Annotated in this window: 16 protein-coding genes and 1 other RNA gene; 12 read left to right on the top strand and 5 right to left on the bottom strand. The window is 40.6% G+C overall.

Annotated features, from left to right (window positions below; translation table 11 throughout):
* Positions 1-18: 18 nt before the first annotated feature.
* Both ED605_RS12755 and ED605_RS12750 read right to left on the bottom strand, forming a co-directional pair.
* Positions 19-540: a hypothetical protein gene (locus ED605_RS12755; RefSeq protein ID WP_225419140.1), complete on the bottom strand. Its 522-nt coding sequence runs from the start codon at positions 538-540 to the stop codon at positions 19-21.
* 210 nt (positions 541-750) lie between these two features.
* The gene (locus ED605_RS12750) at positions 751-1,638 is read right to left on the bottom strand and encodes a LysR family transcriptional regulator (RefSeq protein ID WP_225419139.1); all 888 of its coding nucleotides are present in this window, start codon (positions 1,636-1,638) and stop codon (positions 751-753) included.
* Positions 1,639-1,758: 120 nt separating this feature from the next.
* Here ED605_RS12750 and ED605_RS12745 point away from each other — a divergent pair, with 120 nt between their 5' ends.
* The 5 genes from ED605_RS12745 (at position 1,759) to ED605_RS12725 (ending at position 7,970) form a co-directional block, all read left to right on the top strand.
* Positions 1,759-2,787: a YeiH family protein gene (locus tag ED605_RS12745; protein WP_121979271.1), complete on the top strand. Its 1,029-nt coding sequence runs from the start codon at positions 1,759-1,761 to the stop codon at positions 2,785-2,787.
* 329 nt (positions 2,788-3,116) lie between these two features.
* Complete coding sequence (locus ED605_RS12740; RefSeq protein WP_191981379.1) at positions 3,117-4,283, top strand: galactokinase; 1,167 nt, start codon at positions 3,117-3,119, stop codon at positions 4,281-4,283.
* Between the two features lie 37 nt (positions 4,284-4,320).
* Positions 4,321-5,322, top strand: a complete 1,002-nt coding sequence (gene galE / locus ED605_RS12735) for a UDP-glucose 4-epimerase GalE (RefSeq protein ID WP_121979269.1) — start codon at positions 4,321-4,323, stop codon at positions 5,320-5,322.
* A 5-nt stretch (positions 5,323-5,327) separates the two neighbouring features.
* Entirely contained in the window at positions 5,328-6,794 is a 1,467-nt protein-coding gene (locus tag ED605_RS12730) for a UDP-glucose--hexose-1-phosphate uridylyltransferase (RefSeq protein ID WP_121979268.1), read from the top strand.
* 174 nt (positions 6,795-6,968) lie between these two features.
* Complete coding sequence (locus tag ED605_RS12725) at positions 6,969-7,970, top strand: D-2-hydroxyacid dehydrogenase (protein WP_121979267.1); 1,002 nt, start codon at positions 6,969-6,971, stop codon at positions 7,968-7,970.
* A 58-nt stretch (positions 7,971-8,028) separates the two neighbouring features.
* Here ED605_RS12725 and nrdF read toward each other — a convergent pair whose 3' ends face one another.
* From nrdF to nrdH, 3 genes are all read right to left on the bottom strand, one after another.
* Positions 8,029-8,985 (bottom strand): class 1b ribonucleoside-diphosphate reductase subunit beta, encoded by a 957-nt coding sequence (gene nrdF, locus ED605_RS12720; RefSeq protein ID WP_121979266.1) that lies wholly within the window; start codon positions 8,983-8,985, stop codon positions 8,029-8,031.
* Between the two features lie 38 nt (positions 8,986-9,023).
* Entirely contained in the window at positions 9,024-11,189 is a 2,166-nt protein-coding gene (gene nrdE, locus ED605_RS12715; RefSeq protein ID WP_121979265.1) for a class 1b ribonucleoside-diphosphate reductase subunit alpha, read from the bottom strand.
* 99 nt (positions 11,190-11,288) lie between these two features.
* Entirely contained in the window at positions 11,289-11,519 is a 231-nt protein-coding gene (nrdH, locus tag ED605_RS12710; protein WP_121979264.1) for a glutaredoxin-like protein NrdH, read from the bottom strand.
* A 162-nt stretch (positions 11,520-11,681) separates the two neighbouring features.
* Here nrdH and ED605_RS12705 point away from each other — a divergent pair, with 162 nt between their 5' ends.
* From ED605_RS12705 to ED605_RS12675, 7 genes are all read left to right on the top strand, one after another.
* The gene (locus ED605_RS12705) at positions 11,682-12,290 is read left to right on the top strand and encodes a class I SAM-dependent methyltransferase (protein ID WP_121979263.1); all 609 of its coding nucleotides are present in this window, start codon (positions 11,682-11,684) and stop codon (positions 12,288-12,290) included.
* A gap of 21 nt (positions 12,291-12,311) precedes the next feature.
* Entirely contained in the window at positions 12,312-12,788 is a 477-nt protein-coding gene (gene tadA / locus ED605_RS12700) for a tRNA adenosine(34) deaminase TadA (protein WP_121979262.1), read from the top strand.
* 45 nt (positions 12,789-12,833) lie between these two features.
* An RNA gene (ffs, locus tag ED605_RS12695) (signal recognition particle sRNA small type) lies at positions 12,834-12,920 on the top strand.
* A 258-nt stretch (positions 12,921-13,178) separates the two neighbouring features.
* Positions 13,179-14,954, top strand: coding sequence for a DNA polymerase III subunit gamma/tau (dnaX, locus tag ED605_RS12690; protein WP_121979261.1), 1,776 nt, complete (start codon positions 13,179-13,181; stop codon positions 14,952-14,954).
* 27 nt (positions 14,955-14,981) lie between these two features.
* Entirely contained in the window at positions 14,982-15,293 is a 312-nt protein-coding gene (locus ED605_RS12685) for a YbaB/EbfC family nucleoid-associated protein (RefSeq protein WP_121979260.1), read from the top strand.
* Between the two features lie 24 nt (positions 15,294-15,317).
* Positions 15,318-15,917, top strand: a complete 600-nt coding sequence (recR, locus tag ED605_RS12680) for a recombination mediator RecR (RefSeq protein WP_121979259.1) — start codon at positions 15,318-15,320, stop codon at positions 15,915-15,917.
* An 11-nt stretch (positions 15,918-15,928) separates the two neighbouring features.
* Positions 15,929-16,198 (top strand): YaaL family protein, encoded by a 270-nt coding sequence (locus tag ED605_RS12675; RefSeq protein ID WP_121979258.1) that lies wholly within the window; start codon positions 15,929-15,931, stop codon positions 16,196-16,198.
* The last annotated feature ends 40 nt before the right edge of the window (positions 16,199-16,238 follow it).

Here is a 16,238-nt window from a genome sequence, read left to right as displayed (position 1 = left end):
ACTGTTTTTTTAGTTAAATTACGAGTTGAATTGAACAGCTACTTTTTCATTCGGCTTGGTAAAACTATAAAAGATCCGCTGACCGTGATGTGTGATCAGTGATGTGCGGTTTCCCTTAATTTTGGGTGCTCGTTGCCCGTTTTTAAGAAAACCATAGGTGAAATTGTTAATGTATTTATGGGCGACAATGTTTTTCAATTGGTAGGGATGATTCAGATTTTGAGCAGTCATTTGAGTCACGTGATATCCCTGAGGTGCATAGCCGCCCAAAATTCGTTCTCGAAATTGAACAATTAATTGATTCCTTTTAGTGAATCCCAAAACAACTTGATCGCCGCGGTTATCGGCGGATAAAGCCACAACACTTTTTTTATCAATCATTTGATGACTGTGTTGTTGAGCAAGCTGATCCATCGCAATTTGGGGACTTCGATTATGAATTAACAAATAAGTCGATGCCGTTAAACTAAAGATCAAGCAGACTATAACGAAGATGGAAAATTTCCAATGCCGTGGCATCAAAGTGACCGGCTGTTCCACAAAAATGCTCCTCCCAAATACTATGCTGATTATGACAGTGAGCAGCCCCAAGCGAATGGTTAGCGAAAGTGGGATGCTCGGGTGCAAAAAGTCGAATGTTAACTATTTTAAAAACTGACCTAATACAAGCATTATAAAAAATAAATATGGTTTTTTTGTGAACAAATTGTGAACAGAATGTGACCTTCCCTGAAGACGTCGTTTAAACGGTCACTGACCCAACAACCGCTTGATAATGTTAGCCATTTGTCGATACTGAGCTTCATAATAGCTTTGCCGTTGAAAGACCATACTAAGGGTTCTGGTGATTTTAAAGTCGGCAAGGGGAAGTTGGATAAGTTGGCCGTTTGCCAGCTGCTGTGGCAGCAGTGAACGATACATGAAACTAATTCCCAGATTTGACTCCAGTAAGCCGATAATGGTGGTCATGTCACCAACCGTAATGACTTTGGAAAAATCGGTCACGGAACGGTTCATTGTTCCAAGCCAGTTTTCAAGAATTGAACGGGTGCCGGATCCGCGTTCTCGCAATAAGAGTGGCCACTGTAGGCAGTCTGTTAGCTGAACGGCTTTTTTCTTAGCTAAAGGATTTTTTGAATTACAGACAGCAATAAAGTCGTCCTTAAAAATCGGGATAAAATCATAATCCGCTAATTGAAAATTTCCTTCAACCAGTCCAAACTCAATCTCACCATTGTCGATTTGAGATAAAATCTGATCAGTGTTGGCAACCAGGCAATTGATATCTGTAAATTGATCAGAAATCTGCTTAATAAATTGCGGTTCAACAATTGCATTAAATGAAAGTGTGGCCCCGAATTTCAGTGGTCGTTTGTCGTTGGGCTGTTTTAGGTGGGCCAAAATTTGGTGGCTTTTAATAGTGACACTTTCAATGAATTTCGCCAATTCTTGTCCGGCCGGCGTAATAATCAATTTGGGCCGTTCATATTTAACCAGTTCAATCTGAAGATCTTTTTGCAAGCTAGCAATTTGCTGGGTCACTGCTGGTTGTGTAATAAACAGTTGCTGAGCTGTTTTAGTGTAGGAGGCGGTTTTAGCCAGTGTTAGGAAAGTTTCGTATCGTCGGTCAAGTATCAAAGTGATCATCGCCTTAATTAGAATTATTTATATTGCTATTATACATTATAATTTTATATAATTGCTCTTTTCTGGTAATATTCTATGAGTATTCATGTTGAACAAAGAGAGGAAAAGATGATGAAAAATTATGGTGTGCTAAGGACAAACGGCTTTTTTATTGCGTTAGCGTTAACACTGGTTTGTGCTTTGGCAGGTAACTATTTTGGTGGACTGCCGTATTTAAGTTTAATCGGGGCTTTGGTTATTTCGTTAATTTTAGGAATGCTTTTTCAAGTGTTTCAACGACCAATTGAAGCTTCACGTGAAGGTATCGGTTTTATTTCGAATAAGTTTTTACGGTTAGGCATTATTTTATTAGGATTTAAATTAAATCTAATTGATTTGGCATCAGCAGGCGTGAAAACCATTTTATTAGCCGTAGTGGTGGTTGCCGGCACGGTTTCAATGACTTATTTTATTGCTCGTAAATTTGGTGTTGAAAAAGAATTAGCAATTTTATCCGCTGGTGGAACGGGAATTTGTGGTGCAGCTGCCGTCATGGGAATCTCCCCGCAAATTAAAGTTGCTGAAAGTAAACTGACGCGGCAACGAGAAAATGAAGTCATGGCAGTTGCCGTGGTTGCAATTCTGGGAACTGTCTTCACCTTGATTGAAATTGGCATTAAACCCCTGTTGCATCTAACACCAACTCAATTTGGTGTGATGACTGGCGCATCGCTTCACGAAATTGCGCATGCTGTTGCAGCCGGAAGTTCGGGTGGCCCGATTAGTTTGGATACGGCCATTATTACGAAACTGTCGCGAGTTCTGATGTTGGCGCCGGCAGCACTGGTCATTGGTGGTTGGTATCAACGAACGACACCGGTTAAGGAAGGCGAGCTCAAGCAAAAGTTGCCCATTCCGTGGTTTATGGCCGGCTTTATTTTGGCGAGTGTTCTAGGCACCTTTTTACCACTTGGGAACGCTACACTTGGTTTCTTGGTAAAAACTGCTTATCTATTTCTTGGGATGGCAATGGCAGCTTTGGGAATGAGTGTCAACTTCCGGGTGATTCTTCAACGAGGGCGCAACGTTTTTCTGGCCGCTTTTATCTCTTCAGTAATTTTATTAATGTTTACAATTGTTGTTAGCAAAACTTTCTTTTAAATTAGCCATTTAAGGGTCAACCCGCCATCGGTAACGATGCTGAGTTGGCCTTTTTTTAACGATTAAATGACGTAAGATTCATGATGACTCCAAGAATTTACTTAACTTTACTAACGGTTATTAAGAACAATCAAAAAATAATTAAGCGCTTCCATTATCTTGTGAATTTTTTGATCCAAGACGCTTTTATATCAGTCATATTAGTGATTCAATGCTTTATTTAATTGAGCAAGTTGATTGATTTTAGGAAATCAGGAGTTGACAACGCTCTCAAAATGAGGTACCTTGTATTTGAGTAAAATTTACTAAAAAGTAAAGGGATGAATGTAATGCTTTCTGATGACGTAAAAAAGATTTTTAATGATAAATTTGGTTATGATTCAAGTCGGGTCTTCTTTTCTCCCGGTCGAATTAATTTAATTGGTGAATATACTGATTTTAATGGTGGTCATGTTTTTCCTTGTGCAATCAGCATGGGAATTTATGGTGCGTATGGTGCCCGTGAAGACAAGACGGTCCGTGTCTTTTCGGCTAACGTTGCTGATCAAGGCGTGATTGAATTTTCACTGGATGATTTGGCTTATAGCAAATCAGACGGCTGGGCCAGCTATCCGAAGGGAATGATTGCCCAGATTGTTGAACATGGTCATCAATTAAACCATGGTTTTGATTTGGCGGTTGATGGCAATCTTCCCGATGCGGCCGGCTTATCATCGTCAGCCTGCATTGAATTATTAACGGCTGAAATCGTCAATGATGTTTTTGGCTTTAACATTGATGAGGTTGAACTGGTTAAATATGGTCAGTTGGTTGAAAACAGCTACTTGGGTCTTCAAACCGGAATTATGGATCAATTTGCCATTGGGATGGGGAAACGTAATCAAGCAATTTTGCTTGATACCAATACCCTGAAATATGACTATGTTCCCGTAGAAATGGGGGATCGAGTCGTTGTCATCATGAATACTAAGAAGCATCGTGAATTGCAGGATTCCAAGTACAATGAACGTCGAGCTCAGTGTGAAGAAGCACTAAAACGGCTTCAAACAAACTTGCCAATTAAAACGCTTGGTGATTTAAGTGAATCCGAATTTGATGAAAACAGCTACCTGATTAATGATGACATTCTGATTCGTCGGGCTCGCCACGCAGTTTTTGAAAATCAACGAACTTTGAAAGCTAAGGATGCATTGGTTAACAATAACCTTGAAGAATTTGGTAAATTAATTAACGCTTCTCATATTTCGTTGCATTATGATTTTGAAGTAACGGGTAAAGAATTGGATACCTTGGCTGAAACAGCTTGGAAACAACCTGGTGTGGTTGGCGCTCGAATGACGGGTGCCGGTTTCGGTGGTTGCGCGATTGCAATTGTTGACCGTCATCAAGTTGAAGCTTTTAAGAAAAACGTTGGTCAGGTTTATGAACAGGAAATTGGGCATCCGGCTGAATTTTACATTGCTGAAATTTCAGATGGTCCTAAAGAGATTAAGTAGTTTGATAAAGATAAATTGAGAAGGAGAGGATATTAAGATGGCAATTTTAGTATTGGGTGGTGCCGGTTATATCGGCTCACACACTGTTGATCGATTGGTTCAAAAGGGATACGATGTTGCAGTTGTCGATAATTTGGTGACTGGGCATCGGGCTGCAGTTAATAAAAAAGCCCGCTTTTACGAAGGCGATGTTCGTGACAAAGCATTTCTTAATCAGGTCTTTGATAAGGAAACAATTGAAGGGGTGATTCACTTTGCGGCCTTCTCAGTTGTTCCGGAATCAATGGCGAAACCGTTAAAGTACTTTGACAACAATACCTATGGAATGATTAGTCTTTTGGAAGTCATGAACGCTCACCACGTCAAGAAGATTGTCTTCTCGTCAACTGCAGCAACCTATGGTGAACCTAAACACATCCCAATTAAGGAAACGGATCCCCAGGTACCAACTAATCCCTATGGCGAAAGCAAATTAGCAATGGAAAAGATTATGCACTGGAGCGATGTTGCTTATGGCATTAAATTTGTTGCTTTACGATACTTTAACGTTGCTGGTGCCAAACCAGATGGATCAATTGGGGAGGATCATTCGCCAGAAACGCATTTAGTACCGATTATTCTTCAAGTAGCGGCCGGTGAACGTGATCAATTAACCATCTTTGGTGATGATTACGATACTAAAGATGGGACCAACGTTCGTGACTATGTTCACGTCGTTGATTTGGCTGATGCACATATCCTTGCCTTGAAGTATCTTCAGGAAGGTCATGACAGTGATGCCTTTAATTTAGGCTCTTCAACTGGTTTTTCAAACAAAGAAATGCTTGAAGCGGCCCGAGATGTAACTGGAAAGCCAATTCCGGCAAAAATGGGACCACGCCGGGCTGGTGATCCAAGCACTTTAATTGCTGCCAGTGACAAGGCACGTCGCGTACTTGGATGGGACCCACAGTTTGATGATGTTCATGAAATTATTAAAACCGCATGGAACTGGAAGCAAACTCATCCAAAGGGTTACGATGACAGAAAGGAAAATTAGCGAGTATGAGTCAATCAGCAGTTGAAAAATTTGTCGATTTAGTTATTAAATCGGATTCACCCTACCAAAACATTGATCGAATCTACGTGACCAATTTAATTTTTCGACTAATTGGTGATGGGCTTGGTGATCCTACTAAGAATGAATCGCCGGTTGATTTGGCAAATGAACTAGTCGAGTTGGCAATCCAACACGGAAAAATTTCAGATTCGATTACTAACCGGGAAATTCTTGAGGATCAGTTGATGGATTTATTAACACCAATTCCATCAAAAGTAAACGCACTTTTTTGGGATAAATATCAGCAATCTCCAGAAAAAGCCACTGATTATTTCTATCAGTTAAGTCAAAACAATGATTATATCAAGACACGCGCCATTGCCAAAAATATTTCTTACAAAGCGGCGACGGATTATGGGGATTTGGAGATTACCATTAATTTATCCAAACCGGAAAAGGATCCAAAGGCGATTGCGGCTGCGGGCAAGAAAAAGGCAACGGGTTATCCTGTGGGGCCCTTGGCAATTGAAAATGAAGGCTATTTGGGTCGTTTAGGATATCCGGCCCGAAGTAACCACCGGGTCATTCGAATGATGATTGGTGGCCAGCCGTGGGGGTTCCAGTATTCACCATATGCCTACTTTGGCGAACACGCGATTTTTCTCAATCAAAAGCACGTGCCAATGAAAATTAATCAGCAGACTTTTGTCAATTTGACAGATATCATTAAGCAGTTGCCCCATTATTTTGTTGGCAGTAATGCTGATTTACCAATTGTCGGTGGGTCATTGTTAGCTCAAGATCATTATCAAGGTGGCCGCCATCAATTTCCAATGATGAAGGCCGGTATCGATCGATCAATTGATCTTGGAGTTGACGGCTTAAAGGCTGGAATTGTTAAATGGCCAATGGCAACCATTCGTCTTCAAAGTGCCGATGCTAATCAAGTGATTGTCGCAGCAACTAAGATCGCCAATACTTGGAAAAATTATTCAGACGAGTCTGTCGATATCAGAGCCTATACGGATGGTGAACGTCATCATACTGTGACGCCGATTGCATATAAGAGTGGTGATCAATTCACACTGGATGTTGTGTTGCGTGATAACCAAACCTCAGTAGAATATCCGGACGGCATTTTCCATCCGCATAAAGATGTGCAACACATTAAAAAAGAAAACATTGGCTTAATTGAAGTGATGGGACGGGCAGTTTTACCGGCTCGGCTCAAAACGGAAATGAAAGAGGTTGAAAAATACCTACTGAATCAACCTAATCAAATGGCTGCTTATCACAAGGCATGGGCCGATGATTTAAAGCAGCGATACGAGTTTAAATCGGAAAATGTTGAAAAGATTGTCGATAAAGAAATCGGGTTGGTTTTTGCCCGAGTCCTTGAAGACGCAGGCGTTTATAAATGGAACGAGAAGGGACAAGCGGCCTTCGATAAATTTATTCAAGCACTCAAATAACTGATATGCTTTCATTTGCGTTCGTTTAAGAAGGGGGACTGACAAACCCGATCATTGGGTTGCCAGTGCCTTTTTTGGTATAGTATGGTTAAAAGAAATGTTAAATAGCCGGTTCAAAATAACCGGCCATTGGTATAATCTTAAACATCGAATGCCAACTGAGGAGGCCTTTTTTTGAAATTTATTATTTACAACGTTCGTGATGATGAAATCCCTTTTGTTGAAAAGTGGGGCCGAGATCATCACGTCGAGGTTGTGACAACGACAACCACGCTTAACACTGAAACGGTTAATGAAGCACAAGGTTTCGATGGTGTTTCATGTCTACAAACGATTCCTTACACCAAAGAGTTATTTGAAGCCTTTCACCGCATGGGCATTCGTTACTTGGCACTAAGAAACGTTGGCGTTGATAATATTGATCGGGCAGCGGCCAAGGCAAACGACGTCACCATTACTAATGTCCCGGCCTATAGTCCTGAAAGTATTGCTGAATTTGCAGTGATGATGGCACTTTATTTAACCAGAAAAGTCGGTTACATGCGTCAGCAATTACAAGATCAACATGAATTTCACTTTTCGCCGGAATTTATGGGTCGGCTGATTAGTGAACAGACGGTTGGAATCATCGGAACCGGTCGGATTGGCCGAGCCGCAATCCACTTATTTCATGGACTGGGTGCTAAAGTAATTGCATATGATAAGTACCCACAAAAATCGACTAACGGTGAATTTACCTATGTTGATCGTTTAGAAACATTATTAAACCAAAGTGACATTATCAGCCTGCACATGCCGGCAACTTCGGATAATCATCATCTTTTCAATCATGAAGTGTTTGAAGAAATGAAGGCCAACGCGATTCTGATCAATACGGCCCGAGGTTCAATTGTTAACACTAACGATTTAATTTTTGCTTTGGAAAGTGGTGAAATCGCGGCCGCCGGCATTGACACATTGGAAAATGAGTCGGCTGACTTACAAGATTCACGCTCAACTAAGAAGGTGGCCGATGCGGAGTTAATTAAATTATCGGTGATGCCCAATGTCTTGGTTACGCCACATTCTGCTTTTCATACAACTGAGTCGGTGAAAAACATGGTCAACATTTCTTTGAATAACTTAAAGGCCATGGTTATGGGTGAAAAGCCCGCTAACTTGATTGATGAAAATTAGGATTAAAAAAAGGAACCCGTCTGGATTCCTTTTTTGATGCTCATTAAATTAAAAGAGACTAGATATCGTAATCGCTGTCAGACATTGATTCCACATTGCCTAACAAGTAGCCATTACCGACTTGCGAGAAGAAGTCGTGATTAGCAGTTGAAGTAGAAATCCCGTTCATGACAACCGGATTAACATCTTCGGCAGTATCGGGAAAGAGTGGGTCCTGACCTAAATTCATGAGGGCTTTATTAGCATTGTAGCGAATAAAGACCAATACATCATCTGTCCAGCCGGTTTGATCATACAACAGATGGGTATACTTTTCCTCGTTTGCGTAAAGCTTATAGAGTAGGTCGTACAGCCAATTTTTCAAATCTTCCTGCTTGGGCTTTGAGAGTTGATTAAAGCCAATCTGGAATTTATAACCAATATAAGTACCGTGAACGGACTCATCCCGCAAAATTAATTTGATAATTTCGGCAACGTTTGGAATCTTGTTGTGGCCAAGATACCAAAGTGGGGTGTAGAAGCCGGAATAAAAGAGGAACGTTTCCAAAAAGACGCTGGCAATTTTCTTTTTTAACGGATCGGAATTGCTTTCGTAAATATCACGGATTTTAAGGGCTTTATTTTGGAGGAATTCTTCAGAATCACTCCAATCAAAAATTTCGTCGATTTCTTCAGGGGTATTCAGCGTTGAAAAGATTGAAGAATAACTTTTGGCGTGAACAGATTCCATAAATTGGATATTGTTTAAAACAGCAGTTTCATGAGGTGTTTGAACGTCTTTTCTCAAGGAAGCCATCCCTTCTTGAGATTGCAAGGTATCTAGTAAAGTCAAGCCACCAAAGACGTGGCCAACCACCCATTGATGATCTTGATCCAGTGTTCGCCAATCGGCTAAATCGTTTGAAAGCGGAATTCTGGTGTCCAGCCAAAATTGTTCCGTTAATTTTTCCCAAGTGGCTTTATCAATTTGATCATCGATCGCATTCCAATTAATTGCTTTATAGTTTTCAGTCATAACTAACTTCCTTTTTCTTGTTAATCGCACTGGGTTAATTAAATAACGCAGCTTTCACACTGATTTGACCCAACTTCCTGTTGATCATCGGTGAAGGTCCTAATGTAGTAAATGGACTTAATGCCTTTACGATGCGCATAGTTTCTAAGGATGTTTAAATCACGGGTCGTCATTTTATCAGTCCGACCTTTTTTCCAGTCATAAAGGCCTTCCGGAATCGTCGAACGCATAAAGAGTGTCATCGCCATTCCCTGATCAACGTGCTCTTGTGCCGCAGCATAAATGTCGATTACTTTTCGCATGTCCATGTCGTAAGCGGATGTGTAGTAGGGAATGGTATCGTTGGAAAGGTATGGTGCTGGATAGTAGATTTTACCAATCTTTGATTCCTGGCGCTCTTCGATTCGATTAATAATCGGGTGAAGGCTGGCCGTTGTGTCGTTAATGTAGGAAATTGACCCATTTGGCGCAACTGCCAAGCGATTTTGGTGATAAAGGCCGTCCTTCATAACAGCCTTTTTTAACTTAAGCCAGTCCTCGGCTGTCGGAATAAAAATCCCGTCGAATAATTGCTTAACTTGATCTGACTTTGGTGCGTAGGATCGTTTAAGATACTTATCAAAGTAAGAACCATCGGCGTACTTACTTTTTTCAAAATTATCAAACGTTTCATGACGTTCTTTAGCGATTTTATTTGAAGCAACCAGACTCCAGTAATTTAATAACATGAAGTAGACACTGGTGAATTCAATGGATTCCGGTGAGCCATAGTGCATATGATTTTTAGCGAAGTAACTATGAAGCCCCATGGCACCCAAACCGATGGAGTGTGATTCACGATTGCCCTTTTGAATTGACGGCACAACATCGATATTTGAATGATCTGTCACAAAGGTTAATGCCCGAACCATTGACTCAACTGAATGGCCAAAATCTTGAGCGTTCATCAGGTTGACGATGTTTGTTGAGCCTAAGTTACAAGAAATATCTTTTCCTAATTTAATATAGTGCTGTTCGTTATCAACGGTTGAGGGCGTTTGAACTTGAAGAATTTCTGAACATAAGTTACTCATGACGATTCGACCGGCAATTGGATTTTCCCGGTTAGCCGTATCAATGTTAATAACATATGGATAACCGGACTCCTGTTGGAGCTTACTGATTTCAGTTTCCAAATCCCGCGCCTTGAGTTTAGTCTTTTTAATGTGTTGGTTAGCTACTAAATGATCGTACTCTTTAGTAATATCAACGTATGAAAACGGAACGCCATATTCCCGCTCGACATCGTAAGGGCTAAACAAGTACATATCAGCGTTTTTCTTAACTAATTCATAGTATTTATCCGGAACAGTAACCCCCAACGAAAGCGTCTTCAACCGAATTTTCTCGTCAGCGTTTTCTTTCTTAGCACCTAAAAACGAAATAATGTCTGGGTGAAAGACGGAAAGATAGACGACACCGGCCCCTTGACGTTGACCCAGTTGATTGGAATAAGAGAAACTGTCTTCCAGTAATTTCATCACCGGAACGACACCAGATGCAGCGCCTTCGATATGTTTGATGGGATCGCCGGCAGCCCTTAAATTGGATAAATTAATGCCGACGCCGCCGCCAATTCTTGAAAGTTGGAGTGCTGAGTTGATGGTTCGGCCAATTGTATTCATGTCATCAGTGGTTTGAATTAAAAAGCAGGAAACAAATTCCCCACGATTTTCTCGACCAGCATTTAAAAAGCTTGGAGTTGCAGGTTGATAACGTTGATGAACAATTTCATCAGCTAAATCCATTGCCAATTGCTCGTTACCGTCAGCAAAAAACAGGGCATTGGCTGCAACCCGGTCAAGAAAAGTTTCCAAGTATTGATCATTATCATTGGTTTTAAGTGCGTACTGGGCATAAAATTTGTAGGCAGCCATGAATGATTTAAAGTGAAAATCCTGGTCCTTTAAATATTGATAAAGTTTTTCAATGAATGCCATCGAATACTTTTGGATAAAGCCCGACTCGTAATAGTGATGCTTGGTAAGATAATCAAACCGCGCTTGTAAACTGTCAAACGTCATTAAATTCGGTTTAACATTCTGCACCAAAAATGCTTGGAGAGCTTCCTGATCTTTTTGCAGAGGAATTTGGTTGTTGACTGGGATATTGATTTCATTGTTCAAATCAAAGTAAGTAACATCTTTAAGGTTATGAAGAGACATAGTGAACTCACACTTTCTGTAATTTTGAGAATAAAATAAGCGAAGCCAAATTTGGTTCCGCCCGTTTCAAACCGATCAATATGTTAAAATGGACAAAGATTAACCGGCGATTTTTTGAAGTTGGTCGGGACGAAAGCCACTGAAAGCTTTTTGTCCGTCGACATCAACAACTGGTAATGATAGAAAACCTTTGTCCTTAAGGTAATCTACGTATTCCGGTTGTTCATTAATGTTGTGTTCTTCAAACTTAACATTGTGTTCAGTTAAGTAACGCTTTGTCATCTTGCACTGCATGCAATTGTTTCTTGAATAAACTGTAATTTTCGGCATTTGACGTCCCCCACTTAAGTCATTTCTTTTTTATTTTATGATTCTAGTTTACACTAAACTTACAAAAAATCAACGGATTGACACAATATATTGTGATGAAATTGCTTGTCACTACCAAATATGGTTAATCCCAACAAAATGTCAGCCAGAAGGAGTTTTTTTATGAATCACGATCAATTTTACTATTCAACACACCCGGATGTCGAGTCCGAACCGATTACGTGGGAATATACGCTGCTGGGACGTAACTTTGTGTTCACTTCAGACAACGGAGTGTTTTCAAAACACCGGGTTGATTATGGGAGCAGAGTGTTAATTGCCAACTTTGACTATCATGATCTTCCGGCTGGAAAGATTCTGGATATGGGAACCGGCTATGGACCAATCGGACTTGCAATCGCAATGGTTCAACCTAAAAGGACAGTTGACATGGTAGATGTCAATGAAATTGCGCTGGCTTTGGCGGTTAAAAATGCTCAGGTTAACCACTTGGATAACGTTCATATTTTTGCCAGCGATGTTTATTCTAACATTACCGATGATTATGCGGCAATTGTGACTAACCCACCAGTTAGAGCAGGGAAGAAAGTGGTTGACGCTATGATTAGTGGCGCAATTGATCATTTAAAACCAACCGGGACACTGACCGTTGTTCTCCAGAAGAAACAGGGGGCACCGTCGACTAAGAAATTAATGACAAGGCTGTTTGGCAATTGTGAAATTGTTAAACGAGACAAGGGATATTATATTTTAAAAAGTGTTAAAAATTAATTTTAATTTAGAGAGGATTTAATGGAACCCACAAATAGAGACGAAAAATTTATGACAGCGGCATTAGATGAAGCTAAAAAAGCTTATTTGATTGGTGAGGTGCCAATTGGTGCCGTGATAGTCAAAGATAACCAGATCATTGGTCGAGGTCATAATCTACGTGAACATCTTCATGATGGGGTCGCTCACGCAGAAATACTGGCAATTGAAGAAGCTTGCCGCTACTTAAGAAGCTGGCGGCTCATTGATTGTGAGCTTTACGTGACAATTGAACCTTGTCTGATGTGTTCAGGGGCAATTATTAATTCACGCATTAGCAGAGTTGTGTACGGTGCTCGAGACCCCAAAGCCGGCGCAGCCAGAAGCTTATACCAAGTGTTGGAAGATTCTCGTTTAAATCATCGTGTAACGGTTTCTGAGGGCATTTTGCAAACGGCTTGTTCTCAAATAATGAAAAAATTTTTTAAAGCTGCTCGGAAAAGAAAAAAGCAAAAGTGACTGGCTTTTTTCTTGAAAATACGATATGATAGTAAATGCCGCAAGGCCCTGAGGCAAGGGTCGGGTTACGAACTGTGTCAGGTCCGGAAGGAAGCAGCACTAAGTATCATCGACACTGTGCCTCTTGAGTATGAAATTAAGGCCTCTGATTATTATCAGAGGGTCAATAACAAAGGTTTGAGTACGGGTAGACTGGTTGTCAGTTTATCCGTATTTTTTTGGTCGTTGATTTGATTCGGAGCGGGGCAGCTTTTTGGTGATTTGGAAAATTTCAGTGTGGGATTTTAGTTGGCATTTCTTGTCAATTCAGCATATAATTATTTAAGTGTTTTATCGTTGGAAATAGCCATTTCGGCTTTAGGAATAACCAAATTGAAAGGAGGATCGGACTTGAGCTATCAAGCACTTTATCGGGTTTGGCGACCACAACGATTTGATGAAATTATTGGTCAGTCGATTATTACTCAGACATTAAAAAATGCCATTTTGACCAAGCAGATTAGTCACGCCTATCTGTTCACCGGTCCTCGGGGAACTGGAAAAACCTCGGCCGCTAAAATTTTTGCCAAAGCAGTTAATTGCCATCACTTGGAAAATGGTGAACCCTGCAACAAGTGTGAAACCTGTCGGGCAATCAATGATGGTAGTCTTAATGACGTGATTGAAATTGATGCGGCTTCGAATAACGGGGTTGAAGAAATTCGGGATATTCGTGACAAAGTCAAGTATGCGCCTACCAAGGCCGATTACAAAGTCTACATCATTGACGAAGTGCATATGCTTTCAACGGGTGCTTTTAACGCCCTTCTAAAAACGTTGGAGGAGCCGCCGGCAAATGTCATTTTCATTTTGGCAACCACGGAACCCCATAAGATTCCGGCAACTATTATTTCACGAACACAAAAGTTTGATTTCAAGCGAATTAGGCCGGAAGACATTTTGGAGCGAATGGCTTTCATTTTAAAGCAAAAAAAGATTAATTATGACGATCGGGCATTGAAACTGATTGCCAAAGCTGCCGAAGGTGGTATGCGAGATGCGCTAAGTATTTTGGATCAGGCCATGTCTTATGGGGATGATCAGGTGACCTATGAGAACGCCCTTCAAGTAACAGGCAGTGTGAATAATGATTTATTGACAACTTATCTTGAGCAAATCATTCAAAAGGATACTAAAAGCGCACTGATTACGGTTCAAAACATTTTAGAAAATGGCAAGGATGCCAGTCGGTTTGTCGAGGATATCACTAGTTACTGTCAAGACATTCTGTTATATCAGCAGGATCCACAAATTGTTGAACAGATGGAATTGGGCATGGTTGACGACAAGTTTAAAAAACTAAGTGGCCAAATTAGCGACGAAGCCATTTATCAAATGATCAATGAATTAAATGACATCGCCAATTCATTAAGATATACAGCTCACCCGGATGTGTATTTACAAGTTTTGACGGTTAAACTGACACATTTACAGTCAAACCACGTGGCAACTACGGTTAATCCTGGCGTTTCTGCCGATGAAAATGATAAAATTAAGGCGTTAACTGAAAAAGTTGATGATTTACAAAAAGAAATTGAGCGGTTAAGGACAGCAACGCCCACTGAAGAAACTGAAAGCCAGTCGTCTTCAGCACCAAAACCAATTGAAGCCAAAGGTGGTCGGGTGCACGTTGAATTAGCTAAGGTTTATCCAATTCTGGGCAAAGCAACCAGAAAGGATCTAACTGAAATCCAGCAAGTTTGGCCTGACTTGATGAATCAGCTGTCAGTTAAGCAAAAAGCTGTGATGGGGGTTTCAACACCGGTAGCGGCCAGTTCTGACGGGGTGATTGTGTCGTTTAAGTTTTCATTTATTTTTCAACAAGCGCAGGCCAGCCAAGAACTTAGTGATACATTGGAAAATAATTTAGATCGATTGATTGGTAAGGTGCCACAAATTGTTTTTGTGCCTGAAGACCAGTGGCCAAAAATTCGTCAAGACTATTTAGCCAGTCATAAAGATGAATTAAAAAATCGACACGAAACATCCCAGCAGGGACAGGAGACATCATCGGATGAAGACAATGATGGTGAAGGGGAGAAGCCGCCCACAGACGGTGCAAAACCCATCGTAAAAAAAGCCGAGGAATTGTTCGGCAAAGAAATTCTTGATATTAGAAATGATTAGTCAGCTTAAGTTGGAGGAATGGAGATTATGATGAATCGAATGAATATGAACAAAATGATGCAACAGATGCAGAAAATGCAAAAACAAATCAAAGAAGAACAGGATAATTTAAACAAGCAGGAATTTACCGGTAGTTCTCCTGACGATATGGTGGTTGTGACATTTAACGGCCAACGAGAAATGACGGATGCTAAGATTAAACCGGAAGCAATTGATCCAGATGATCCGGAAATGCTATCTGATTTGATTGTTGCGGCTGTCAATGATGCCATGAAGAAAATCACAGAAACCACTCAAAGCAAAATGGGGAAATACACTAAAGGCATTCCGGGAATGTAGCATTTTACTGAGGAAGGAAAAATTATGCAGTATCCCGAACCAATTGCAAAATTAATTGACAGTTATATGAAACTACCTGGGATTGGTAATAAAACAGCGACCCGACTGGCTTTCTATACGGTTGATATGAATAAAGAAGATGTGAAAGAATTTTCACAAGCGTTAATCGCTACTAAGAATGATTTGCACTATTGTTCAATTTGTGGCAATTTAACTGATGAAGATCCTTGCGAAATTTGTCGTGATAAAACCCGTGACCAAACCAAAATTTTGGTTGTTGAACAGCCAAAAGACATTATGGTGATGGAGAAAGTTCAGGAGTATCATGGCCTTTACCACGTGCTTCACGGTGTGTTGTCACCGATTGAGGGCAAAGGGCCGGAAGACTTGAATATTAGCTCTTTAATTAAACGGCTTCAAAAAAATGACAAAGTTAAAGAAGTAATTGTTGCAACTAATGCGACCCCAGAGGGCGAGGCAACGGCTATGTATCTCAGCAAATTAATCAAGCCGGCCGGTATTCGGGTGACTCGGTTGGCACATGGCTTGTCAGTTGGAACAGATATTGAATATGCAGATGAAATGACGCTGTATAAGGCTGTCCAAGGCCGAACTGAAATGTAACGGAGGCAATGATGATGTGGTTTGGTGGCTTTAAAAGACAAAATATTAAAGCTGAATATGATCAACGGCTGCTGGATTTGATTAACCAACTTAAAGAAGAGTGGGACCATGCCGTTCAAACTCAGAATGCCGTTGCTGATAGTGACATTGAAATGACTCAGGAAACCGCGTTGGCAAAGCAAAAATTCTTCTTTATTTATAAAGAGGCCCGACTTAGGCATATTAAAAATGATCATATTCAAGCGTCAGTAATTAGTTATGACCATGATGATTTTCAGTAGCTAAAATTAGGGATAAAATTTGAGTGATTCTTGATGAATG

It is taken from the genome of Lentilactobacillus raoultii (assembly GCF_900411375.1).
Lineage (GTDB): Bacteria > Bacillota > Bacilli > Lactobacillales > Lactobacillaceae > Lentilactobacillus > Lentilactobacillus raoultii.
The sequence above is the reverse complement of the archived record's forward strand: the minus strand, read 5'-3'. Positions and strand labels throughout refer to the sequence as shown.